This is a genomic window from Clostridia bacterium, from assembly GCA_026414765.1.
Taxonomy (GTDB): Bacteria; Bacillota; Clostridia; order Acetivibrionales; family DSM-27016; genus SKW86.
The window spans coordinates 69,025-95,137 of sequence record JAOAIJ010000015.1; the positions used below are offsets into that span (position 1 = coordinate 69,025).

Sequence of the window (26,113 nt, forward strand, 5' to 3'; positions counted from 1 at the left end):
CAAGTGGATGCTCATTTGTATGCTTTTAGGTTCAATAATTACTGTCTCTATATTAAGCAGTATATCCATATTTTCTGACGGTATGCTGCAAAGGATGCTTACAAGAGATCTGGAAATATCTCAGCAGACTTTTGGCAAGTATCCTGGAGGGTATCTAATCAGCTATTCCAATGCTTACCCTACGGAAGGCGGGAAAAATTCCAAATTTTACTCTTATGAGAAAAAAGTATCGGAAGTAATAGCGAAAAGTATAGATTTGCCGGTTGTTACACAGTGCAACTTTGTTCATGCCGCATCAAGAGTTATCATAAGGCAGGATGTTAAAAAATCCATATCAACAGATATCGGTTCTCTTTCAGACATGAAGGAACATGTGAAGATTGTCCATGGCCGGATGTTTTCAGATAAAAAGGCGGATGGTGCATATGAAGTTATTGTTTCAGAGGAGGGGGCAAAAGATCTTGAAATTACGCTCGGAAACACTTACAGTCTCCCAAATGCGGCTTTCTATAAGCCAGGCGGTAAAGTCTTCAAAATCAAAGTTGTAGGAATATTTACATATAAAACTGCAAATGATCCATATTGGTTTGAAGGTATAGAAAAGTATAATAAAACTATCTTTATGGATCCAAATCTGCTAAAAGAAACCCTGATAAAGGAAGAAGTCTTTAATATTTATGCTGCAAAATGGTTTTTGGCTTATGACTACCATAAAATCAAGCTAACCAATATGTCATCGATTATGAATGCATTTGATGCTCATACCAGGTGGTTTGACAAGAACAGCACATACCTGAAATATGATGCACCGGTTATGCCTGTAATTAAAAAGTACCTGGAAAGGGAAAAGCAGCTTAAGACAACTCTCCTGGTACTTCAGGTGCCTATTTTAATAATGCTGGCATTCTATCTCTTTATGGTATCGAAGCTTAAGATTGATTTTGAAAGCAATGAGATTGCTGTCATTAAGAGTCGTGGCGGAAAAGGATCACTTATTTTTAGCATTTATCTTATAGAAAGCCTTTTCATAGGGCTGGTATCTTTAATAATAGGACCGTTACTGGGTTTTTATATTTGCAGAATTATAGGAGCCTCAAACGGATTCCTGGAATTTGTGCAAAGATCAGCGTTGCCGCTGGATATAGGTCCTAATGTGTATATTTATTCTTTTGCTGCGGTCATGCTTATAGCTGTTTCTACACTGATACCTGCTTTTGCAGCATCACGTACAAGTATTGTCCTGTATAAGCAAAAAAAGGCGAGAAAGTTTAACACTGCTTTCTGGAGGAAGTTTTTTATCGATATTATCCTGCTGGCCATATCCTTTTATGGGCTTTTTGTATACAAGAAACAGCAGAAGGTTATATTCGTAAGCGGGGTTAAAGGGACAGACCTGGAGATGGATCCGCTGCTGTTCATCATATCGGTGTTGTTTATATTCGGATGTGGACTTTTGGTTTTAAGGGTATTTCCATACATTATCAGGTTTATATTCTGGGTGGGAAGAAAAATCTGGAGCCCTGTATTCTATGCCTCGTTTATCCAGGTTGGAAGAACTTCGGGGCAGGAACAGTTTACAATGATTTTTATAATACTGACTCTCTCTATAGGTATATTCAGCGCAAATTCAGCACGGACTATAAATAAAAATGTTGAGGAAAAAGTACGATATGAGGTTGGGGCAGATATTGTTGTAAAGGGACATTGGACCAGTACGAATCCCACGGCATCCGTTGTATCCAGTCCATTTGGCGGAAGTAGGAGCAGTTCTGCTCAGGGAACAGAGGAACCAATTTATTTTGAGCCTCCATATGAACCTTTTACAAAGATTGAAGGTGCCGAATCGGTAACAAAGGTGTTTAAGGAGGAAAAAGCCAGTGCTTCGTTTGGGAACGAGCAGCTGACAAATGTATCGCTGATGGGGATCATACCCAACGAGTTCGGGAAAACAGCCTGGTTCAGGAATGGCCTTCTTCCGCACCACTGGTATAATTACCTGAATCTTATGTCGGATTCACCTGCTGCTATCCTGGTATCAAAAGCTTTTAAGGACAAGCTGAAGGCAAAGGAAGGGGATACTGTTATAATCAACTGGGGTAAACAGAGCAGCATCAGCGGAGTTATATATGCATTTGTAGACTACTGGCCTACGCTGAATCCCAACAGAAAGGTGGAAGATATAGTATCTCCATATTTTGTTGTGGCAAATCTTAATTATATACATTCAATGCTTCCGGTTGAACCCTATGAGGTATGGATAAAGAAAAAGCCTGATACAACCAGCAATCAGATATATAGCAGTATGGCTTCACAAAAGCTTGAACTGGATTCCAGAAAAGATACTTCAGAACAGCTGATAAAGCGTAAAAACGATCCTATGCTGCAAGGCACAAACGGGTCATTGACACTGGGATTTATTGTAACAATCATTATAAGCATCATAGGCTTTTTAATATATTGGGTTATGTCTATTAAGAAAAGAGTGCTCCAGTTTGGTATATTCAGGGCTATGGGACTAACTTCAAACAAGATCATAGGCATGCTGTCCTGTGAGCAATTCCTTATCACAGGGACTTCAGTATTGGCAGGTGTCTTTATAGGAAGCCTTTCCAGTAAGATATTTGTACCCCTGCTTCAGCTGGTATACGGCTCTGAAGAACAGGTCCCTCCGTTCAGAATTATTTCTTATATGAGTGACTATGTCAGAATGTATATAATCGTAGGGATAATGCTGGTTACATGCTTTATCATTCTTTGGAGAATAATTGCAAAGATAAACATCGGACAGGCATTAAAACTTGGAGAGGACTAGGGGGTAGCTATGCAGCATATTATTAAGGCAGAGGAAGTAAAACGAAAGTTTATAGTAGGGAAAGAAACTATTAATGTCCTCAAAGGCATAACACTAATGGTTGATAAGGGTTCTCTGACTATCCTCAGGGGACGTTCCGGATCAGGAAAAACAACTTTGATGAACTTATTCGGAGCACTGGATATGCCTACTTCCGGGAAAATATATTTTGACAATGAAGATATTACTGTAATGTCGGAAAGAAAACGGGATAATATAAGGCGTGCAAGCATGGGCTTTGTTTTCCAGTCTGTTGCCCTTATTCCAGTAATGTCGGCATTTGAAAATGTAGAATTCAGTCTCAGAGTGGCCGGATATGATTCAAAAAGCAGAGGGAAAAGAGTAGAGGAATGTCTCAATCTGGTCGGATTGGGAAAAAGGATGCATCACAGACCCGGCGAGCTTTCGGGGGGAGAACAGCAAAGAGTAGCTATTGCTAGGGCTATAGCACATAAGCCGAAACTGATTTTTGCTGATGAGCCTACTGCAGAACTTGATACACACATGGGTCTCCAGGTTGTAAAGCTGTTTAGAGAACTGGTACAAAAAGAAGGAGTTACAGTTCTTATGACAACACATGATCCGAGTATGCTGGAGATTGCAGATAAAGTGTTCACACTTGAGGATGGTGAGATAACAGATGCAAGCTGAAGATATACAGAAACAGAAAATGATATTATGCGAAAACCTTGTTAAAATCTACAAGACTAAGGATATAGAGGTAGTAGCACTCCAGGGGCTGGATCTGATAGTGGAGGCCGGAGAAATGATGGCTATCATAGGAAACAGCGGAAGCGGTAAATCAACTCTGCTGAATATGCTCGGGGGTCTGGACAGGCCTTCTGCAGGAAGGCTGCTTATTGATGGAAAGGATCTGCTGAAATTCTCAGACAGACAGATGGTTGATTACAAACTCAAAACTGTCGGATTTGTATGGCAGAATAATGCCAGGAATCTGATACCTTATCTGACGGCTCTGGAAAATGTCGAACTCCCAATGATAATCTCTGGAGCAGGTGAAAGAAGAAAGAAAGCTCTTGAATTACTTGAAATGATGGGCCTGTCACACAGGAAAAACAGTAAACTAAACCAGTTGTCAGGTGGGGAACAGCAGCGTATAGCTATATGTATTGCGGTAGCCAATAATCCAAAGCTTTTACTTGCAGATGAGCCTACAGGGTCAGTCGACACAAAAACCTCAAATATGATACTAGATATATTCAGGGAGCTTAACAGGTCCTTGGGAATTACCATTGTTATAGTTACACATGACATGCAGCTTTCCAAAAAGGTTGACAGAGTAGTTGCGATCCGGGATGGGCGAACCAGCAGTGAGTTCATAAGAAAGAAGATGTATGCTGAAGAGTTGGCTGAGCTGGGGAGTTTGGTAGAAGAGGAGGCTCACGTGGAGTTTGCAGTATTGGATAAAGCAGGACGTTTGCAAGTTCCCAGAGAATATCTGGAAACACTCGGACTGTCAGGCAAGGGCAAGGTGCAGGTAGAGGTGGACGGAGATAGGATAATATTACTTAATCCCGAAAGTGTAAGGAAAGAGAGTGTGAGCTAAAGCATGAATAAGCGTATATTAGTGGCGGCTGTCGCGTTGGTTCTGGTAGCTTCAGTGTCTGTAGCAGTTTATTTTAGTTTTAAGAGTAACGATGTTTTTTCTCAGCTTGATGACGAGGATACATCACAGGAAGCCTTGGAAGAGACTAAATTGACATTTTACTTCCAGGGGAATGAGCCCGGTGATACAAAGGAAGTGCTTGAGCAGGTTGAAGAAAAATCTAAAAACAGGCTTAAGGCCAATCTGGATTTTAAATTCATACAGAACTCGGAAGATTATTTGGGTGAGATAAGAAGTATAATTGCGTCAGGGCAGCCATGCGATGCGTTTTTCTTTTCCGATTACTTTCCGCAGGGCTTAAGGAATCTTGTAAGGGAAGATGTTATTAAGGATATAACCGGTTTATTCCCCAAATATGCACCGAGCTACTACAAGTATTTCAGCAGTGAGGAATTAAGGACTGCAACTGTAGAAGGAAAAATCTATGCAATACCTAATCATATGCCTACCGCCCAGACACTGTCAGCAATAGTAAGAACAGACCTTATGGAAAAGTATGGCATACCGGAAATAAAAAACTATGAAGATTTTGAAGTATATTTAAAAGCTGTAAAGCAGAACCAGCCTGAAGTGATTCCTATGACTTTTTATGAATCGGTAATGGGCCTTTTTTCCTGGATAAATGGTTATGTAATGCTTGACTATTCGCAAGGGCTTGTATACAGGCAGGATGATCCGGGAATGAAGGTTATTGCATGGGAGAGCACTTCGGAGTTCAAAAAGGGAATTGAGACTATTAGGAGATGGTATAAAGAAGGCTATCTCTCAAATGGTTCCATTAGGCCTATAGATGAAGCTTCTATCAGCTCAGGCAGTTTTGCATCCTTCATATCGACTTATGACGCAGAATACCAGTATAATACTATGTTGAAAAACAGGCAGATAGAATGGAGGTACAAGGCATACCCACTAAGTGATAAAATATCCCTGAGAAATTCTCCTTTGAATGGTGCCATGTTAATCAATTCAAAATCAGATAATACAGAGAGGGTACTGATGTTTGTGGAATGGCTCCAGTCCAACCAGGAGAACTATGATTCCCTCATGTACGGAATAAAGGACAAGCATTATACGCTAGCAGACAACTGGCTGAAGCTGCCGGATAATGTCGATGCCGGTGAACTTTCACTTTCATGGGCATGGCGCTGGCCTTTTACCAATATCGACTATGAGCGTCCGGATAGTAAAAGTGCAGAAGATTACAAAAAAGCATATATTGACTTAATAAATACCAAAACTCAATATCCCAGACACCTTGGCTTCGTTGCAGATTTTTCACCTGTCAGGGATTTAGTAGATTTCAGGCGGTCGGCTTTTTTCTCAATGGAGCAGAATATACATGCCGGATACCTAACTCCTGAGGATATAGATACTTATATAAAAGACCAAAAGAGTGAGGGCATAGGCACGATCATAGCAGAAGTCCAAAGCCAGCTGGATAAATGGGCTTCAGAAAATAAAAGCAATGATCAATAAAATATAGTAGAATATGAATCAGCAATTGATAGAAACAGCTTCACTTCCAGGTGAAGCTGTTTCTATCATGTAAAATACTCAATCCGTGCATCAGGAAATCTGGCTGTTATCAGCGAGGAGATGTATTCTTTGATTTCTGCAGCTGTCTCCTTTTTATATACGTATTTATACCTGCCGAATTTACCCCACTTCAAGGCACGTGCAGTTTCATCCATATCAAGTCTGGTATTGGGAAAACGCTCCAGAATGAATTTCTTTGCTATAGGAGTAAATCTATGCTGGATAAGCTCGAAAGTAACCTGTTCAGGAGATCCGTCCATGTCTATGCTCTGCTTCAGCCTGTCAAAAAGCTCCTTATACTCTTCCTTCCAATTCTCATATACCATTATCGGGGCTACAATGAAACCTACAGGATAGCCGGCGGAAGATATTTTTGATGCAGCTTCTATTCTTTCATCAAAATCCGCAGTATTGTGTTCAAAGTTCTTAATTACATACCTTGAATTTATACTCACCCTGAATCTTGTGTGATTGTTGTGGCTAATGCCAAGGAGTGGGTCAACATTACTGAATTTGGTTACCACTCTAAGCCTTGCATTATCCAGTTTGCCAAAAAATTCTATCGTTTTGGTAAGACTGCCGGTAATATGCTCTAAAGCCAAGGGATCACCAGCACTTGCTACCTCGAAAGTTGTAAGATTGTCATTGTTTTTAGCTATATGACGTTTTATGGTGCTGAAAATATCTTCAAGATTGACATAAGTTCTCAAATATGGTTTATATGCTTGTGTTGTCTGGAGATAGCAGTATTCGCAATTTCCCGGACAATTTGTTACAAGTGAAAACTCAAAGTCGGCCGAGGGCTTGCATACATCAAGGGAAAGCCCTTTTTTTGTTGCTATAACAAGAGTTTTCTTTGATCGTGCATATTTTTCTCTTTCTGTTTTTCCGGGTATGGAACGGGCTACATTCTGGGCACCGGCTGTAATTATTTCTGTGCCTTTGCTTTCAAAAAAATCATATAATTCCCTGCCCAGAGGGTATTTCAGCGAAGAGGGTTCAAAAAATACTCTTTCCGGCATAAATAGCTTCATTTGATACTTCACACCTTTCTGCCTGCACTAATTATTATTTCAAAAAAAATTTACTGTATTCTTTACTTTTTATTTGCAATAACTAAAATAGTAAATAAGTATTAGCAATGATTTGAAAGAAGAGGAAATAAGCTTGAGTTGTGTTTCGATAGAGAGATGTAAGAGTTATGATATAAAAAATGTAGAAGCTGCTATTAACAAAACTTTTGTTAACCTGGGTGGTGTGGGGAAGTTTATAAAGCCAGGTATGAAAGTAGCGATAAAACCAAACCTTGTAATGAAAAAAAGACCTGAGGAAGCGGCTACAACGCATCCGAGCCTGATAAAGGCCATATGCAGTCTTGTAAATGCAGCAGGAGGAGAAATATTGATCATTGACAGTCCGGGAGGTTTATATACGGAAAGCGCCCTGAAAGGAGTGTACAACGCTTGTGGCATGACTGAGGCAGCACGGGTAACAGGGGTAAATCTTAATTTTAGTCTGGATGAGGCAGAGGTTGATATTCCGGATGGGAAAATCCTGAAAAGAGTGACACTTCTCAAGCCCTTAGTTGAGGCTGACATAATAATTAACGTTTCTAAGTTGAAAACACACGGGCAGATGGTATACACAGGTGCTGTAAAAAACATGTTCGGTGCAGTGCCTGGTGTCCTTAAAGCTGAATACCATCTGCGGATGGCTGAATACAATGATTTTGCAAATGCACTCATAGATATTTTCCTGAGTGTAAGGCCGTCTATAAATATATTAGATGCAGTAATTGGAATGGAAGGTGATGGTCCCACTGCCGGAAATCCTAAAAAAATAGGCTATATCATGGGTTCTGAAAATGCATTTGAACTGGATCTTGCTGCACTGGACCTGATCAATATAAACCCGGCGGATGTACCGGTAATTAAAAATGCCATTGGCAGGGGCTTGTGTTGTAGGAATATAGCAGAATTGGAAATTATAGGGGAAAACTTGGATAATTCAAGATTAAACGGATTTGATGTACCACAGCTTGATACTCTAAGAGCTATACAGTTTTATGACAAGGGGTTAATGAAATTCCTGATATCATGGTTAAGACCTAAGCCTGCATTTGTACATGCATTATGTACAGGGTGCAAAGAGTGTGTGAGGAGTTGCCCAGCGCATATTATTGAAATGTATGAAAACAGGCCCAGGGTGGATTTGTCCGGATGTATACGTTGCTTCTGCTGTCAGGAATTATGTCCTGCAAAGGCGGTAAATATCAAAAGACCTTTTTTGTCAAAATTTTTATTTAAAAAAGCAAAAAAATGTAATGTAAAGAAGGATTTTTGTCGTTAATATAGAATAGGAATTATATTAGTGTTAATATATAATTAATTGGTATTTGTATGACAACTACATCAAAAGGATAGTTGTTATAATTTGGATATATGCTGTATATCGTTTTTTCTATATCAGCGGACATAATTATTGTATTGATATGTTTATAGTACCGTATTAAGCAAATGATAATTAAAAGGTGGGGATTATTAGTGAACATTGAATACATAAACCCATTCATTGAAGCAAGTCAGACAGTTCTTATGCAAATAGCAGGAATTGATGCAAAACTTGGTAAAGTGTATTTGAAGGATTCACCCTATAAAAGTGATGCCATAGCAATAATTGTAGGATTAACAGGTAAGATAAGAGGTCAGGCTGTTTTTACAATGAATATTCCTGTTGCTCTTGGAATTGCTTCAAAGATGATGTGTGGAATGCCTGTTTCGGAATTGGATGAGATTTCCAAAAGTGCAATATCTGAGCTCACCAATATGATTCTTGGCAATACGGCGACAATTTTGTATAACAAGGGGATTGGCATTGAAATAACACCTCCCTCCTTTGTAATGGGTGAAAATCTGCAAATATCTACAAACAAATTGAAAACAATAAGTGTTCCATTACTGCTGAGTGAAAGTGAAACTATGGAGATAGACATTTCTGTAGTTGAGAATTGATAGAAACTTAATTCATATTTATTTGTTATTTAAGATGATGACTGTACATTTTTTGTCAGTGCATCATCTTTTTGCTATTGAAGCTGGTTTTTGTGGTAAAATATATTAGGCATACTAAAGTAAAACAGCTGAGGTTAGGCTTTTTGTGTTATTAGGAGGTATAGGAATTGTCTTTGAATATAGTTTTGGTAGAACCGGAAATTCCACAGAATACAGGTAATATTGTAAGAACATGTGCTGCTATAGGAGCTTCACTGCATCTGGTGAAACCATTGGGGTTTTCGGTAGATGACAGGTATTTGAAACGTGCAGGCCTGGATTACTGGAATGAGGTTGGAATACAATATTATGACAGCTTTATGGAGCTAAAAAGGAAATATGCGGATAGCAGCTTTTATTATGCTACCACTAAAGCTGTTAACACATATGCAGATGTAAAGTATCCCGAAAACTGCTTCATAGTATTTGGCAAGGAAACCGCAGGGCTCCCGGAAGAACTTCTGAAAGAGAATAAGGAATGGTGCATGCGAATACCTATGAAAGAAGGAATACGGTCACTGAACCTGGCAAATTCAGTAGCGATTGTAGCATATGAAATATTAAGGCAAAGAGATTTTTACGGGCTTATGGAAGAAGGGAAGCTGACGAGGTATGATTGGTGACTTGCGGTTTATTGATCTGAATCCTATGAATAAAATTAATCCGGTTGTAAATATATACTCTTATGAGACTGATAATCTGTATGGTTTGAGCAGACTAATTTAGAGGCAGTACCCGTAAACGGTTTTGATTTCCGGTTTCTGCTATTATGGGGTGGTGTTTTTTATGATTAATAAAGACAGGATGGTTAATGAATTTATTGAACTTGTCAGAATTGACAGTATAAGTTTGCAGGAAAGGAAGATGGCGGATGTTTTGAAACAAAAAATAGCCGCTATGGGGATCGAGACTTTTGAAGATAGTGCAGGTGACAGGGTTGGTGGTAATTCGGGAAATATCCTGTTCACAGTAAAAGGCAGTAAGGATGTTCCTGCAATATTATTAACTGCACATATGGATACTGTAGCTCCGGGCAAGGGCAAAAAACCTGTAATTGAAGGCGATATAATAAAAACTGACGGAACTACCATACTGGGGGGCGACGATGCTGCGGGTATTGAATGTATTCTTGAAGCACTAAGGGTTATCAGGGAAAAACACTATCCCCACGGTGATATACAGGTTGTTTTTACTATTGCCGAAGAGATAGGACTTCTTGGGGCAAAAAACTTGGATTATAGTAAAATATATGCAAAATACGGGTTTGTTCTTGACAGCGACGGAAGTATAGGAACTGTAGCAGTCAGGGCTCCATCACAGCATAAAATAAATGTGACGGTGAAGGGAAAGGCTGCTCATGCCGGAATGGAACCAGAGAAGGGAATAAGTGCAGTACAGATTGCAGCGGATGCAATCTGCAGAATGAAACTTGGGAGAATAGATGAAGAGACAACTGCAAATATAGGAATCATAAGTGGCGGGACAGCGACTAATATTGTGTGTGACAGGATAGAAATCAAAGCTGAAGCAAGAAGCCGGAACCAGAAAAAGCTTGAAGAGCAAACAGAACATATGAAAAAGTGCTTTACTGAGGCAGCAGCAAGGTTTGGAGGTAGTGTGGATTTTAAGTCCGAATTGGAATATCCTGCATATTCGATAAATCAAAACAGCAGTATAGTAAAAATTTTACAGAAAGCCGCTGAAGGAGCAGGTGTTAAGCTGCTGCTTGAGTCTACAGGCGGAGGAAGCGATACCAACATAATCAATGGAAAAGGAATAGAAGCTGTTGATATAAGTGTGGGAATGGATAAAGTCCATAGTGTCGAAGAGCAGATAAGAATCAGTGATATGGTTAAAGCGGCAGAGTTTCTGGTAAATATAATCAAAGCAGTTGAGAGTTGAGAATGTAAATTACAGGAGGATTCTATGATTAAACGTATAGGTGTTTTGACAGGCGGTGGGGATTGCCCCGGGTTGAATGCTGTACTAAGAGCGGTTGTTAAAACTGCTATGGTTAAGTATGGCTATGATGTTATAGGGTTTAAAGACGGGTATAGAGGGTTGGTTGTAAATAACTTTGTTACTTTTAAACCGGGTGATGTTTCCGGTATTCTTGATAAAGGCGGCACCATTCTTGGTACGTCTAACAGGGATAATCCCTTTAATTTCAAGATTGAGAGAGAAGGAAAAGCAGAGTATAAGGACATGTCCGAAAGAGTTGTCAATAACATCAACATGCTCGACATAGACTGTATGGTGCTGATAGGCGGTGACGGTACGCTCACCAGTGCAAGAGATTTTGCAAGAAAGGGTGTTAAGGTTGTAGGCGTCCCTAAAACGATAGACAATGATCTTTCCGCTACCGACACAACCTTTGGTTTTATGACAGCAGTAGAAACCGCTACTGAGGCAATAGACAAGCTTCACTCGACAGCAGAATCCCATCACAGGGTGATGATACTTGAAGTGATGGGAAGGTATGCAGGCTGGATTGCTCTTGAATCAGGAATAGCCGGAGGCGCTGATGTAATTCTTATTCCTGAAATACCATATGATATAAACAAGGTAGCTCAAAAAGTGATGGAAAGAAGGAATGCAGGGAAGAATTTCAGTATAATAGTGGTGGCTGAAGGTGCAAAGTCAATAGATGGCGATGTGGTAGTAAGCAAGATATTAAAAGACAGTCCTGACCCTATAAGGCTTGGGGGTATAGGAAACAGAGTGGCTGAAGAAATAGAGAAACTTACAAATATTGAAACAAGGGTTACGGTGCTTGGACACCTGCAGAGGGGCGGCAGACCTATACCGTATGATAGGATTTTGTCTACGCGCTATGGTGTAGAAGCAGTTGAGCTTGTAAACAGGGAAGAGTTTGGGAAAATGGTAAGCCTTCAGGGTAATGCCATAACCTCGGTATCTCTTGAGGAAGCTGTAGGAAAGCTTAAGACGGTAGATCCTGAAGGAGAACTGGTGAGGATAGCTAAAAGTCTGGGGGTTGGATTTGGGGATTGAGATGATAAATTTTTCTGAAATAACTATTGAGGATAAGGCTTTATTTGATAAGTATTTGAGACCGCATAATCCACAGGTTTCAGAAATGACATTTACTAATTTTTTCATGTGGAGGAATTTCTATAAATTCAGATACGCTGAGATTAACGGCCTTTTATGTGTAATTGCAGTGCCTGAAGGAAAGAATCCCTTTTGCTTTGTGCCCTTCGGAAAGCCTGAAAAGGCTGTGTTTACAGAAGTGTTCCTAAAACTGAAGACATACTTTCAAATTAATGGCTGGAAGCTGAGATTTGAGAGAATGGATGAAATACAATCCGGGTATTTCAGGGAGTACCTGGGTTTTACTGATGAATATATAGTTAAAGACACTGATAATTCCGATTATGTCTATTTTGCGGAAAACCTCATCAATCTGAGAGGAAAGAAGTTTGACGGCAAACGGAACCATATAAACAAGTTTAAAAAGATGTACAACTATGAATATGTAATGTTGAGCAGTGAAAATACAGGAGAATGCAGCAAAATAATGGATAAATGGTGTTTGGAAAGGAGCTGCGAAGAGCATAAGGATTTTTATTGCGAAAAGAAGGCTAATATGGAACTGCTTAATAATTTTACCGCATTAAGTTGCAAAGGTGCGTTAATAAAAGTAAATGGAGAATTTGAGGCTTTTACAGTAGGGGAAATGCTGAATGAGGATACTGCTGTAATCCATATAGAAAAGGCAAACGGGAGTATCAACGGTTTGTATACGTTTATAAACCAGCAGTTCTGCGAGCGTGAATGGCGGGAAGCAGCCTTTATTAACAGGGAACAGGACCTCGGTATTGAAGGCCTCAGGAAAGCCAAGCTTTCCTACCATCCGGCCAAGATGATAAATAAATACAAGCTCATATTATAATTTTGAATACGCCTGTGAAATCTGCAGTCGGTATGCTGAAATTTTTTACACATATATGTTCTGGAGTTTGCCATTGTAAATGTATTGCATTAAAATTTCGAATGCTTTAAAAATATATGTACATAATAATATTGTTGTACTAGTGATACTTTGTTAAAAAATTAATTATTTTTTACCAGTACTATTGAAAAAAAAGATGAAATATAATAAAATATTTTTGGCTTGGAAGAATTTCTAACCAGAATTAGTTTTTCATGCTAATAAGCCTGCAAGTATTATAATACAATATGGATTTATTACTTTAAGGCTTTATCTTATTCGAAGCAATGCTTCAAAATATTAATATATTACATAGGAGGTATTACGACATGGCAGTAAAAATGGGTATCAACGGTTTTGGACGTATCGGTCGTCTTGTTTTCAGGGCTGCAATCAACAACCCTAATGTAGAAGTAAAGGGAATCAACGATCCTTTTATCGATCTCGAGTACATGAAATATATGTTAAGGTATGACACAGTTCATGGACAGTTCGATGGAACAATCGAAGTAAAAGACGGTAAATTGGTAGTAAACGGTAAGGAAATTGCTGTTTTCTCAGCAAAAGATCCTGCAGAAATTCCATGGGCTAGCTGCGGTGCGGATTATGTTGTTGAATCAACAGGTGTGTTCACTACAATCGACAAGGCTTCAGCTCACTTCAAAGGTGGCGCTAAGAAGGTAGTTATCAGTGCTCCTTCAAACGATGCTCCTATGTTCGTAATGGGAGTTAACCATGACAAATATTCTAAGGACATGACAGTTGTATCAAATGCTTCATGTACTACTAACTGCTTGGCTCCTTTGGCTAAAGTAATAAATGACAACTTCGGTATAGTTGAAGGTCTTATGACTACAGTTCATGCTGCAACTAATACTCAGAAGACAGTTGACGCTCCTTCAATGAAAGACTGGAGAGGCGGAAGATCAATACTTGGAAATATCATTCCTTCATCAACTGGAGCTGCAAAAGCTGTTGGTAAGGTTATTCCTGAATTAAACGGTAAATTGACAGGTATGGCATTCAGAGTTCCTACAGCTGACGTATCAGTTGTTGACCTCACAGTTCGCCTTGAAAAAGCTGCTACTTATGAAGATATCAAAGCAGCTGTTAAGAAGGCTTCAGAAAATGAACTTAAAGGTATCCTCGGATACACAGAAGAAGCAGTTGTTTCAACTGACTTTATACATGATGCACGTACTTCAATATTTGACGCAGAAGCTGGAATCGCATTGAACGGAAACTTCGTTAAGCTGGTTTCATGGTATGATAACGAATGGGGTTATTCAAACAAAGTTGTTGACCTCATCAGTCATATGGCAGCAGTAGACGCTAAATAAGCATAGTGCTTTTTAAAATGTCCGGTATTTTTTACCGGACATTTTTTTATCCGGATATTCATGCCATTAAAGTGGCAGACCCAACTTTGTTCCATAGTTCTATAAATTTTTGAGGTGATTCTTATTAGGGTTGTTCTGGTACTCATTCTATCCGTTTTGTTAACCGGTTTTAGCACATACAAACAGGGTATTTCCGTTGATTTCACTACGGTTCGTACTGCACAGGCCGCGGAATCAGTAGATATTTTGATTAGTGCCATAGGTGACTGTGTTTTGGGAAATGATTACAGGGCTTCGTATCAGGGCTCTTTTGATGGTGTGTTTGCTAAAAATAGAGGTGACTACAGCTACTTCTTCAGAAGCGTATACAGTGTTTTATCCAAGGATGATCTGACAATAGCAAATTTGGAAACGCCGCTTACATTGCAAAAAGAAAGAATTGCAAAAAATGATGTAAAAGATAGTTTTTGGTTTAAAGGCAGCCCCCATTATGTAAATATTTTAAAACAAGGCAGTATAGAGGCAGTAAACCTGGCAAACAATCATACTTTTGACTATAAGGAGATAGGGTACAGCGAGACCCGGAAGTACCTGGGCAAAGGGGGAATAGGGTATTTCGGCTATTCACATAGCTATATAAAAACCGTAAAAGGAATAAAAGTCGGAATGGTAGGATTCAACCAGCTTGGCAGTATTGAGCAAGGGGTTGACTATGGTGCTCTGAAAAAAAATATTGAGGAAACTATCAGGAATGTGAAAAAAGAAAGCAATCTTGTAATTGCAAGTTTCCACTGGGGTAAGGAAAATAGTTATGATATTGATGAGACTCAAAGGGAATTAGCCCATTTTACAGTCGATTGCGGTGCTGATATGGTCATAGGGCATCATCCGCATGTCGTACAGGCAATTGAAAAATATAAAAATCGGTACATTGCGTTCAGCCTTGGCAATTTTTGTTTTGGAGGAAATTCTTCTCCCGAAGATTTTGATACATACATACTTCAGCAGAAATTCACTTTTAATAAGGAAAAAGAGATAAAAAATATTTCAGGGCCAATTGTCATTCCGTGTTCTATCTCTTCTGTATCAGGGGTTAATGATTACAGACCTGTATTGCTAAAAGGTCCGGATGCAGAAAGAATACTGGAAAAGATACAAAAAGGCTCAAATATTGATATTTTTCCTACAGAGAGAAAAAAAGAGTTTGTGATCCTGAATTCGTTCATAAAGGATATTGTTATTGATTTGGCGTATGCAAAACAAGATAACTTTACCGGAGAGAAAATATATAAGGATAATACTGCATATCTGAGGAGAGGTACGGCTGAGAAATTAAGAAAAGCGAGTGAGCTGCTCCGTGAAAAGGGTTATTTGATAAAAGTCTGGGATGCATACAGACCGCCGTCTTGCCAGAATTTTTTATGGAGTAAGGCAGTAAACAAAAGTTTTTTTGCTGCACCGGAGAAAGGGTCAAATCATTCCAGGGGGGCATCTGTCGATATTACGATAACTGATATGAAGGGTAATGAGGTTGATATGCCCAGTAAATTTGACGAAATGTCTGGGAAAGCTACCAGGGGTTACAAATATGCAACAGACAAGCAAAGAGAAAACTCCGTGATGCTTGAAAACATCATGGAAAAGTGCGGATTTATCCCCCTTTACCTCGAGTGGTGGCATTTTGATGATTCAGATTGCAGACAGTATGATTTGGTGGATAGTGTCAGGTGAAATTATTTTTGAATAATAAGCCGGAGTGTTTCATAGTTTATACAAACGTTTTTATTTGTATGGTGAGTCTGAATTGCCAAATATCATAAACTGTTTTCTTATAGCTTTTGGGGTCATAGTGGGAGCAAGTGCTTTTGCAGGTATAGCAGCTCTTATAAATGACCAGCCTCCAGTAAAAACTATGACCAACCTGGCAGCATCTATAAAGATCTGGGCTGTAGCAGTGGCTCTGGGCGGGACTTTCTCTTCCTTTGAAATAATTGATAAAAGCCTTTTCAGAGGTGAAATAAAATCCATGATGAAGCAGGCAATATATGTGCTGATGGCTATCCTGGGAGCAAATGCAGGCTGCAGATTTATTAAGCTGATGCAAAGGTGTGGGGAGATATGGGGGAAATAGACCGCAGAGCTTCTAAGGCTTTATTTTGCTTTGTTGCGGGAATACTGACGGGGGTAGTCGCGGGTGCTGCACTTGTAATCACACTGATAGGTTATAGAGTAGACAGCTACCATGAGAGAATCCGGAGTCTGGAAATTGTAATTTATGAAAAAGAGGTTTCTCTGAAAAAACTCAATGAGTCTGTAAATAAAAGAAAATACTTGCTTAAGGAAATAGAAATCATTCTCCTGTCTGAAGAAGGTGACGAAATTGATTTAAGGTTTCTCGAGAAGACAATAAAAGAGAAATATAGTAATTTGTTAGGTAAGGAAGTAAGAAGTATTGATATGGAAATGGTTACTGAAGTCATTGACCGGAGGCTTTTCCGGATAAATGAAAAACTCTTCAAGCTTAAAGTTAACAGGATACTCCTTTCTGAAGAGATGAAAATATGGGCACAGGTAGAAGTGTTGGAGTAACCATATACTTTGTTAAAAAATAGATAAATTTTAGCACTGACTATTGAAATAAGGAAGAAAAAGATGTAAAATGTAAACGGTTAAAGTGGTGTTAATTTTGGCTTTAGTACATAATCTTTCTATTCATTGAAAAAAATAACCGTATCAATATTTAGGTGCTTCCATGCATTTGTTGTGCACCATTAACCAGACATAAATGCTTTGCATGCTTAATCAAAATACTACATTATTAATTAAATACAGGAGAGTGAACAATATGAGTATGATGAACAAAAAGACGATTGAAGATATCGACGTAAAAGGCAAAAAAGTCATAGTAAGGGTAGATTTTAACGTTCCACTGGATGAAAACAGAAATATTACTGATGATAAAAGAATAGTTGGTGCATTGCCGACTATCAAATACCTTGTTGACAACGGAGCTAAAACCATATTGGTTTCCCATCTAGGAAGACCCAAAAACGGTTTTGAAGATAAATATAGTATGAAGCCTACAGCAGTAAGATTAAGCGAATTACTTGGCAAAGAAGTTATCATGGCTAAAGACGTTATTGGAGAGGATGCGAAAGCAAAAGCGGCTGCTCTTGAATCAGGCGAAGTACTTATGCTTGAAAATGTAAGGTTCCATAAGGAAGAAGAAAAGAATGATGCGGCTTTTGCAAAAGAGCTTGCTTCGTTAGCCGAGATTTTCGTAAATGATGCATTTGGTACTGCTCACAGGGCGCATGCTTCAACTGCAGGCCTGGCAGATTATCTACCGGCAGTATGCGGATTTTTGATTCAGAAAGAACTTCAATTTATGGGAAAAGCTCTTGCAAATCCTGCAAGACCTTTTGTTGCAATACTTGGTGGAGCTAAGGTTTCCGACAAAATTGCAGTAATAGAAAATCTTATAGATAAAGTTGATACTCTTATAATCGGTGGTGGTATGGCTTACACTTTCCTTAAGGCAAAGGGGTATAGGATAGGTAACTCAATTTGTGAAAATGATAAATTGGATCTCGCTAAGAGCCTGATGGAAAAGGCTGAGAAGAAGGGTGTCAATTTGATGCTTCCTATCGGAAGTATTGTTGGTAAAGAGTTTAAAAATGATACAGAGCATAAATATGTTCCTTCCGATGATATGCCGGACGAATGGATGGGTATGGATATCGGATCACTGACAATCGAGAAGTTTTCCAAAGAAATAAAGAAGGCTCAGACAATAGTTTGGAACGGACCTATGGGAGTATTTGAATTCCCTAACTTTGCGACAGGAACAAAGGAGGTAGCAAGAGCGGTTGCAGAATCAGGTGCTATATCCATAGTTGGTGGCGGAGATTCAGCTGCTGCTGTTGAACAGTTAGGTTATGCAGATAAGATAACACATATATCGACAGGGGGTGGAGCTTCACTGGAGTTCCTTGAAGGTAAGGAATTGCCAGGTATAGCGGTATTGATGGATAAAAACAACAGAAAGAAAATAGCTGCAGGAAACTGGAAAATGAACAAAACAGTAAAAGAAGCTGTTGAGTTTGTAGAAGCTTTGAAAGCAAGAGTTGCAGATGCTGATGCGGAAGTAGTTGTAGGTGTTCCTGCTGTTTGCATACCTGATGTTAAGAAAGCTGTACAAGAGTCAAACATAAAGGTAGCTGCTCAGAACATGCACTGGGAAGAAAAAGGAGCATTTACCGGAGAAATATCCGGCCCGATGCTTGCTGAACTCGGTGTTGATTATGTAATAATCGGGCACTCTGAAAGAAGGCAGTATTTCGGAGAAACAGATGAAACCGTGAATAAAAGGGCTTTAGCTGTATTCAAATACGGAATGACACCTATAGTTTGTGTTGGGGAATCACTTGCACAGAGAGAACAGGGAGTAACTGCGGACCTTGTAAGATACCAGGTTAAGATTGCTTTGCAAGGAATGAGTGCTGAACAGGTTAAGAATGTTGTTATAGCTTATGAACCAATCTGGGCTATAGGAACAGGTAAAACTGCTACAAATGAGCAGGCAAATGAAGTTTGTGCGATAATCAGGGAAACTGTAAAAGGGTTGTATGGTGCAGAAGTTTCTGATGCAACAAGAATTCAGTATGGTGGAAGTGTAACTGCTGCTAATGCAGGAGAACTCTTTAATATGTCCGATATAGACGGTGGTCTTGTTGGCGGAGCAAGCTTAAAGCTTGATGATTTTGAGAAGATAGCTAAATATAATAAATAATTGATAAATTAGTTGTTTTGCGCCTATAAGAAATTTTCTCTGCAAACCCTCCGGTTTTGAGCTGGGGGGTTTGTCAATTTATAATGGGCACCATGTGTGGGTATAAGAAAGTGGGGAGAAAGAGTGGCAGTTAACACTTCAATTAGTTTAAGGAACAAAATCATATATTGCGTATATACTCGGAACTATAAAGGGAATGGCACTTTTAGGGATGTGGAAAGCGATCTGGATAGAATCAGGGACTTGGGTGTGGACATAGTATGGTTTCTGCCTGTTCATCCTATTGGACAGGTAAATAGGAAAGGAAATCTCGGAAGTCCTTATTCCATAGAGGATCACAGGGAAATAAACCCTGAATACGGAACAATAGAGGATTTTAAGAAATTGTTAGATGGTATACACAGCAAGGGGATGATGGTAATGATGGATATACCATTCTACTATACATCATACAAATCCAAGCTGTATAAGGCTCACCCGGAGTGGTTCTATAGAAAACCGGATGGCAGTTTGGGAAGTAAAATTGATCACTGTGATGATGTTATTGAACCTGATTACTCAAACCGGGAGCTTTGGGACTATCAGATAGAGACATTGAAATACTGGGCAGAGTTTGGAATTGATGGCTTCAGGTGTGATTTGGCACAGCTTGTACCTCTTGAGTTCTGGCAGAAGGCACGGGAAGAAGTTGAAAAGGTAAAAAAAGGTATAATCTGGCTTTCAGACAGCATTAGTCCGGATTTTATGATGTATATGCGTAATAATGGATTTTCTGCCAGTTCAGATTGTGAAATGTTTCAGGTGTTTGACATAACCTATGATTACGATGTAGATTTTGCCTTTCGTCCATTCCTAAGAGGTGAATCAAGCCTGGATTCATATATAGAAAGATTACGCTGCCAGGAAATAATCAATCCATCTAACTATGTAAAACTGAGGTTTTTGGAAAATCATGATCAGGAAAGGGCTAAAATGCTATTCCCTGTAAAAGAGGATCTGATTATGTGGACGGCATTTCTGTATTTCCAGAAGGGTGCTGTGCTGTTGTATGCCGGTCAGGAAGCAATGGATGAAAAGACACCAAACTTGTTTGACAAGGACAGGGTCAACTGGAATGGCATGACAGGAGAATTTAGCTCATATATCAAACTTTTAGGGGCTATCAAAAAAGATCCCTTATTTGCATCAGGCAGATATATGATTAATGACACATCCAAACGCGGAGTCGTAGCAGCATCATATAAGGGCGATACCAAAAAACTCATAGGAGTATTCAATATAGAAAGGAAAGAAGGATTTATTGAAGTAGATTGCAGGGATGGGATTTATAAAAATATGATCGATGGTGAGGATTTGGCTATAAATCAGGGAAAATTGAGACTGAACACAAAGCCTGTAATTTTTGAAGTTAAGATATAGAACCGCCTTATAGGAACATTGAGAAATAATTAACACAATAAGTTTTCAAAACAAATATTGTGGTATATAATAATGGAGATTATATATATGTAAATTATAGCTTATGTATATTTGAATAATTTGCATTTACATATTGAAAAGTAGTAATAGTTATAGATGAAATGGAGAGTGGATTTATGAAAGGTGATAAATTAGTTGCTTTAATAATCCTGGATGGTTTTGGAATAAACCCAAAAGAACAGGGCAATGCCATAAAAGCTGCAAATAAGCCAAATCTTGACAGACTTTTCGCTGAATACCCAAACACTGTCATACATACAAGTGGTATGGATGTAGGCCTTCCAAGAGGACAAATGGGAAATTCTGAAGTAGGGCATACCAATATCGGTGCAGGAAGGATTGTTTATCAGGAGCTTACCAGGATAACAAAGTCAATCGAGGATGGAGATTTTTTTGATAAGAATGAATTTCTGAGTGCTGTTGAAAACTGTAAAAAGAACAATTCTAAATTGCACTTGTTCGGATTACTGTCAGATGGGGGAGTTCACAGCCATAACACACATCTTTACGCTCTGATTGAACTTGCAAAAAAACAGGGTCTGAAGGATGTATATGTTCACTGCTTCTTTGATGGTAGGGATGTACCACCTGACAGTGCAAAAGGTTATGTTGAAGAGTTGGAAGCTAAGTTGAAGGAAATCGGTACAGGTAAAATAGCATCGATCATGGGAAGATATTTCTCCATGGACAGAGATAACCGCTGGGACAGGGTAAAACAAGCATATGATGTTATGGTGCTTGGACAGGGGCTTACATCTGAGAGTGCAGGTAAAGCTGTCGCTGATTCTTACGCAGCTGAAATATATGACGAATTTGTTAAACCTACAGCTATCGTAGAAAACGGTAAGCCTGTAGCTACTATAGATAAAAATGATTCTGTCATTTTCTTTAATTTCAGACCAGACAGAGCCAGGGAAATAACAAGAACCTTTGTAGATCCTGACTTTAGCGGTTTTGAAAGAGCGAAGGGATTTTTCCCGCTTTATTATGTATGTATGACTCAGTATGATAAAACAATGCCTAATGTTGTTGTTGCTTTTAAGCCTGACAGTCTTGCAAATACATTTGGAGAATACATCAGCAAGCAGGGGTACAAGCAGTTGAGGATAGCGGAAACTGAAAAGTACGCACATGTCACTTTCTTCTTCAACGGGGGTGTTGAGACCGTGTATGAGGGAGAAGACAGGGCCTTGATTCCGTCTCCTAAGGTTGCAACTTATGATCTGAAGCCGGAAATGAGTGCTTATGAAGTTGCGGAGGAAGCTCTGGAAAGGATTAATTCCAAAAAGTATGATGTTATTGTACTGAATTTTGCAAACTGTGATATGGTAGGGCATACAGGTGTTTTTGACGCTGCTAAGGTTGCTGTTGAGACTATAGATGTTTGTCTTGGTAAAATAATCGATGCCATAGAGGCTCAAGGCGGGATAGCATTGATCACTGCCGACCATGGAAATGCCGAACAGATGCTGGATTATGAGACAGGAGGTCCTTTTACCGCTCATACTACCTACACAGTTCCATTGATTGGAGTGGGACTCGGAAATATGAAACTAAAAGAAGGAAAACTTGCCGACCTTGCTCCTACAATACTTGATTTGATGGGACTTAAGAAGCCTGAAGAGATGACAGGGACTTCACTTATAGAAAAATAACAAAAAAACAGGGCGGCTATGTCGCCCTGTTTTTATCACTTTCCTTATACTCGAAAGGGGTCATTCCGGTTATTTTCTTAAACAGTTTACTGAAATATTTCGGATCGGAGTAACCGATCTTACTGCTTATTTCATATATGTTCATATCGGTAGACTGTAAGAGCCTTTTTGCATTTTCTATCCTTACATTGGTTTTGTAGTCTACAAAACTCATTCCCAAATCTTTTTTAAACAGTTCACTGAAATATGTCGGATTCAGATGGATATACTTTGCTACCTGTTCAAGACTTATGTCATTATTATAATTCTGGTCTATGATTCTTTTGGCATTTTCTACAGGGTTTAAATTGGTTTCAGGATTCCTAACACTGTAATGATTGCATATGTTTTGCAGCAGTTCTACCATGTAGGCTTCCAAATCAGCCATAAACACAGTATTCCTGATTTTTTCATACGGATGCAGGTTTGAAAAAGAAGAAACGTACTCTATAAAGGACATTTGCATATTTAGCTTGGTTATTATTGTTTGAATAAAGTTCCAGAAAAATTCCTTTATAGTATCAGGCTTAAAATATTGTCTGGATCTAAAGTGGGTTACGGCACTTTCCACACACTGCTGAGCTGCTTCAATGTTTAGAAATTTTATTCCGAAAACTACTCTGTCCATATTCTCCTCTGAAATATAAAAACTGGTATTTTCTATAATGCTGTTTTGGCTATGATATATTGTTTTACCATACCCTTCCCAGAATCTTAATGCAAGGGTATCACATGCCTGGGCGTAAAGCTCGGGCAATTTTGTGATCTGAGCAGGACCACTTACACCTATGGACAATGTGCTTTCAAAGGCCTTATTGAAAAGTGCGCAGCAAAGTTCAAAGGCTTTATTTAAGATAAAACTGTCATAGCTTGCCGGATGGTTGATTATGGCAATTATTTCGTTATCTGCAGATGGTTTTGTGAAGGTAACACCCCTAAGATATTTTCTTACTACGCGCCTTATTATTGCCCTGAATCTAATAGTGCAACTATTATTTCTTATAACTGTGAGATCATCGGGAGAAAAGACTGCAACTGTATAAAACGGAAGATCAAACCTGATTCCACACTTGAGAAGCGTTCCCTGCATGGCATCAGCTGTCAGCAGGCTGGGAACAATCAGCTGGTTTAGTACATTATCATACATTAGGGGAATAGTAGCCCTATACTGATCTTTCAGCATTTTATGTTCTTCCTTATGCCTGCTCTCATCTCTTATGGTGTCTATCACTTTTTGAAGTACCTGGGTAATTTCTGACTGATTCACCGGTTTCAGTACATAATCGGATACTCCGAATTTAATGGCGGCTTTTGTGTATTCAAAGTCACTATGTCCACTTATTATTATTATTTTTATGTACGGATAAACCTGTCTGAGTTCTTGAATTAATTCAAGCCCAGTAAGTCCGGGCATCCTGATATCTGTTATGAGAATATCAGGTTCATATTTTTTGCACATGTCCAGTGCTTCGATACCGTTTGAAGCTTCTCCCACAAGATGAAGCCCAAGCTGTTGGAAGGGTATCACACTTGTTATAGTCATCCTTACCCATTTCTCGTCATCTGCTATGAGAACTTTCATTTTACCGGTTTCCCCTTTCAATCTCCATTTATGCTGATAGAAATGATAACTTTGTTTTAGTGAGGTTTGTTTGTAAGTAAGTATCAAGTTTGTTGTATCAATTATGTTCCAGGGTAAAACTCATTGTTCAATTATGGAGTACTATGTTATATAGTAAAGGAAAACAATTTCCAGAAGCTGTTTTCTGACCTGTAAGACATTGTTTTTCCTATTTATCTCAGCTAATATAAAGGGTTTATCTTTGTTATGTTTTCTGTTATAGAGGGCAGAATTATCTCAACACATGCTCCGGATTGGCATTCCTTATAAGTAATGCCATATTGGCTGCCAAAGTATAGCTTTATTCTGGAATTAACGTTTTGGGCGCCTATCCCTGTTCCTTTGGCTGAAGTAATATGACCGTTTTCTGAGTTTTGTGCACTTAAAATATTCTGCTCGGAATACTGACATTCAGAGAGCGTCCTGTTTAGCTCGCGTACCTTCTCGGGGGTTATACCCATACCATCGTCAGAGATCTCTATCCTGATAGTATTTTCCAGACTGAGTATACTGATTTTTATCCTGCCTTTTCCAAGTTTCAGTTCCAGCCCATGCTTTATTGAGTTTTCTACAATCGGCTGAAGTGTCAGTTTTAATATTTTATGATCATATAACTTTTCAGGTATATTATATGATAAAATAAATTTGTTGTCATGCCGGAAGTTTTGTATGGCAATATACTCTTCAATATTCTGAATTTCACTTCTCACAGATACCAGCAAATCGCTGCTTATACTGTATCTGAAGAGTGAAGACAGGCACCTGGACATCTCAGCTATGCCGGGTATACCGTGGAAAAGTGCTGCACCTCTTATTGACTCTAAGGTGTTATATAAAAAATGGGGATTTATCTGGCTTTGAAGGGATTTTAACTGTGTTTCCTTCTGTTCGAGCCTGCTGCTGTATACCTTATGTATAAGACTCTGAATATCTGACAAGTTATGGGCATCCTGATTTCTTGCAGGCTCATTCTCTTTTGTTGATGAATTTGAAGCGGAGCTGTAACTGTTTCTGCTGTATGAGTATACTGCCGTAGAAAGCTCATTTATGGGATTAAGGAAAATCATTTTTATAATAAATGAAAATGCATAAATTACTATAAAGCACAAGACCAGTAATAAAACCAGATAATTTTTCATAAAAAAGGTATATTTTAATGACTCATCTATAGGAATTACACTGATTACTTTCCAATGGTATATGGGTATAGAGCGGTTACTGATATGTACGTTCTTTCCATCTATCTTGTCTGTAAGGAAACCCTCAGGCCTTTTTGCGACATTTCTTACAAGAAATTCATCAAGCTCTGTAGTTAATAAGGGAAGATTGCTGCTGAACATTATATTGTTTGATTCATCAACCATATAGATTTCACTTCCGGAAAAATTGCTGCTCCTTATAACGTTAACTGCAGAAGCAATGCTTTCATACTCAATATCTACCAGAAATATGCAGGAAGGCAGATTTTCATTAGTTTCATCTTTTATGGATTTGACAAAGGATGTTACGTAAGTATAGCTTCCATCTTCGTAGAAGCGCATGTTTGTTCCAATAAGTTTGTGTTCGTCTGTAGCCTGGCTGGCAGCTTTAATCCAGTTATCCCAAGTGGTAGGGCCCAATACGGTCTTGCTTACGTGTTTACTGTAAAGGGTATACAGTTCATTATTATAAATAATATATATGTTTTCTACAGGTACTTGGGTGTTTTTTGAAATGTTCAATTTCCTGTCAAGCTGTTCTTTAAAAGCTTCCAGATCAGAGTGTGAGAGAGGTCTCGAGGAACGCGAAAGAATATTTTGCCTGAAGAAGTCAGAATTTTCAATATTGTCCAATATTGTTCTGCTATATATGCCCATGTTATCAAGGATAAAGCTTATGGCAGAACTGACCTGAGTTATATTTTCGTTTGCTATGGTAGAGATATTTTCTTGCATGTCTTTTTTATAATTATCATAGGTCAATGCTCCGAATATACCAAAAGGCATAAGTACTACAAGTGTAAAGGTTAACATGAAGTATGCCCGGAGTTTAAGGTAAAGACGGCTGCTGCTGTTCTGCATTAATTTTTTCCGATACCCGAATAAATTTAATAACCTCATAAAGTTACATCCCCTAAGAGTTTATAGATAATATGAAAATTTCTGCGTCATATAGATTATTAGTATTAAGTC

At 38.8% G+C, this 26,113-nt stretch carries 20 protein-coding genes; 17 read left to right on the forward strand and 3 right to left on the reverse strand.

The window, feature by feature from the left end; translation table 11 throughout:
* Positions 1 to 19: 19 nt before the first annotated feature.
* Genes N3I35_04120 through N3I35_04135 form a run of 4 tightly spaced genes read left to right on the forward strand, consistent with a single transcriptional unit; the run spans position 20 to position 5,954 of the window.
* Positions 20 to 2,812: an ABC transporter permease gene (locus N3I35_04120; protein ID MCX8129270.1), complete on the forward strand. Its 2,793-nt coding sequence runs from the start codon at positions 20 to 22 to the stop codon at positions 2,810 to 2,812.
* Between the two features lie 9 nt (positions 2,813 to 2,821).
* The gene (locus N3I35_04125; GenBank protein MCX8129271.1) at positions 2,822 to 3,502 is read left to right on the forward strand and encodes an ABC transporter ATP-binding protein; all 681 of its coding nucleotides are present in this window, start codon (positions 2,822 to 2,824) and stop codon (positions 3,500 to 3,502) included.
* A 19-nt stretch (positions 3,503 to 3,521) separates the two neighbouring features.
* The gene (locus N3I35_04130) at positions 3,522 to 4,418 is read left to right on the forward strand and encodes an ABC transporter ATP-binding protein (protein ID MCX8129272.1); all 897 of its coding nucleotides are present in this window, start codon (positions 3,522 to 3,524) and stop codon (positions 4,416 to 4,418) included.
* Positions 4,419 to 4,421: 3 nt separating this feature from the next.
* Positions 4,422 to 5,954, forward strand: coding sequence for an extracellular solute-binding protein (locus N3I35_04135; protein MCX8129273.1), 1,533 nt, complete (start codon positions 4,422 to 4,424; stop codon positions 5,952 to 5,954).
* Positions 5,955 to 6,019: 65 nt separating this feature from the next.
* Here N3I35_04135 and splB read toward each other — a convergent pair whose 3' ends face one another.
* Positions 6,020 to 7,048, reverse strand: a complete 1,029-nt coding sequence (gene splB / locus N3I35_04140; protein MCX8129274.1) for a spore photoproduct lyase — start codon at positions 7,046 to 7,048, stop codon at positions 6,020 to 6,022.
* Between the two features lie 133 nt (positions 7,049 to 7,181).
* On the opposite strand from splB, the gene N3I35_04145 reads away from it, so the two are divergent.
* The 13 genes from N3I35_04145 to gpmI all read left to right on the forward strand — a co-directional run bounded on the left by N3I35_04145 (position 7,182) and on the right by gpmI (position 22,282).
* Positions 7,182 to 8,363 carry a DUF362 domain-containing protein gene (locus N3I35_04145; GenBank protein ID MCX8129275.1) on the forward strand — a complete coding sequence of 394 codons (1,182 nt, stop codon included), beginning with the start codon at positions 7,182 to 7,184 and terminating at the stop codon, positions 8,361 to 8,363.
* Positions 8,364 to 8,557: 194 nt separating this feature from the next.
* Positions 8,558 to 9,025 carry a chemotaxis protein CheX gene (locus N3I35_04150; GenBank protein MCX8129276.1) on the forward strand — a complete coding sequence of 156 codons (468 nt, stop codon included), beginning with the start codon at positions 8,558 to 8,560 and terminating at the stop codon, positions 9,023 to 9,025.
* A 167-nt stretch (positions 9,026 to 9,192) separates the two neighbouring features.
* Positions 9,193 to 9,687: a tRNA (cytidine(34)-2'-O)-methyltransferase gene (locus N3I35_04155; GenBank protein ID MCX8129277.1), complete on the forward strand. Its 495-nt coding sequence runs from the start codon at positions 9,193 to 9,195 to the stop codon at positions 9,685 to 9,687.
* A 163-nt stretch (positions 9,688 to 9,850) separates the two neighbouring features.
* A complete protein-coding gene (locus N3I35_04160; GenBank protein ID MCX8129278.1) occupies positions 9,851 to 10,966 on the forward strand; it encodes a M20/M25/M40 family metallo-hydrolase in 1,116 nt (371 codons plus the stop codon).
* 24 nt (positions 10,967 to 10,990) lie between these two features.
* Complete coding sequence (locus N3I35_04165) at positions 10,991 to 12,076, forward strand: 6-phosphofructokinase (GenBank protein ID MCX8129279.1); 1,086 nt, start codon at positions 10,991 to 10,993, stop codon at positions 12,074 to 12,076.
* Positions 12,066 to 12,977: a phosphatidylglycerol lysyltransferase domain-containing protein gene (locus N3I35_04170; GenBank protein MCX8129280.1), complete on the forward strand. Its 912-nt coding sequence runs from the start codon at positions 12,066 to 12,068 to the stop codon at positions 12,975 to 12,977. The genes N3I35_04165 and N3I35_04170 overlap by 11 nt, the downstream gene beginning before the upstream one ends.
* Positions 12,978 to 13,345: 368 nt before the next feature.
* Entirely contained in the window at positions 13,346 to 14,356 is a 1,011-nt protein-coding gene (gap, locus tag N3I35_04175) for a type I glyceraldehyde-3-phosphate dehydrogenase (protein ID MCX8129281.1), read from the forward strand.
* 114 nt (positions 14,357 to 14,470) lie between these two features.
* Positions 14,471 to 16,087 carry a CapA family protein gene (locus tag N3I35_04180; GenBank protein ID MCX8129282.1) on the forward strand — a complete coding sequence of 539 codons (1,617 nt, stop codon included), beginning with the start codon at positions 14,471 to 14,473 and terminating at the stop codon, positions 16,085 to 16,087.
* A 73-nt stretch (positions 16,088 to 16,160) separates the two neighbouring features.
* Complete coding sequence (locus tag N3I35_04185; protein MCX8129283.1) at positions 16,161 to 16,487, forward strand: YtrH family sporulation protein; 327 nt, start codon at positions 16,161 to 16,163, stop codon at positions 16,485 to 16,487.
* Positions 16,475 to 16,945 carry a hypothetical protein gene (locus tag N3I35_04190; GenBank protein MCX8129284.1) on the forward strand — a complete coding sequence of 157 codons (471 nt, stop codon included), beginning with the start codon at positions 16,475 to 16,477 and terminating at the stop codon, positions 16,943 to 16,945. The genes N3I35_04185 and N3I35_04190 overlap by 13 nt, the downstream gene beginning before the upstream one ends.
* Before the next feature lie 265 nt (positions 16,946 to 17,210).
* Positions 17,211 to 19,148, forward strand: a complete 1,938-nt coding sequence (tpiA, locus tag N3I35_04195; protein MCX8129285.1) for a triose-phosphate isomerase — start codon at positions 17,211 to 17,213, stop codon at positions 19,146 to 19,148.
* A 123-nt stretch (positions 19,149 to 19,271) separates the two neighbouring features.
* Positions 19,272 to 20,567 carry an alpha-amylase family glycosyl hydrolase gene (locus tag N3I35_04200; GenBank protein MCX8129286.1) on the forward strand — a complete coding sequence of 432 codons (1,296 nt, stop codon included), beginning with the start codon at positions 19,272 to 19,274 and terminating at the stop codon, positions 20,565 to 20,567.
* A gap of 176 nt (positions 20,568 to 20,743) precedes the next feature.
* Entirely contained in the window at positions 20,744 to 22,282 is a 1,539-nt protein-coding gene (gene gpmI / locus N3I35_04205) for a 2,3-bisphosphoglycerate-independent phosphoglycerate mutase (protein ID MCX8129287.1), read from the forward strand.
* A 16-nt stretch (positions 22,283 to 22,298) separates the two neighbouring features.
* On the opposite strand, the gene N3I35_04210 is transcribed toward gpmI, so the two are convergent.
* Both N3I35_04210 and N3I35_04215 read right to left on the reverse strand, forming a co-directional pair.
* Complete coding sequence (locus tag N3I35_04210) at positions 22,299 to 23,903, reverse strand: response regulator (protein ID MCX8129288.1); 1,605 nt, start codon at positions 23,901 to 23,903, stop codon at positions 22,299 to 22,301.
* Between the two features lie 221 nt (positions 23,904 to 24,124).
* Complete coding sequence (locus N3I35_04215) at positions 24,125 to 26,041, reverse strand: histidine kinase (protein MCX8129289.1); 1,917 nt, start codon at positions 26,039 to 26,041, stop codon at positions 24,125 to 24,127.
* Between the last annotated feature and the right edge of the window lie 72 nt (positions 26,042 to 26,113).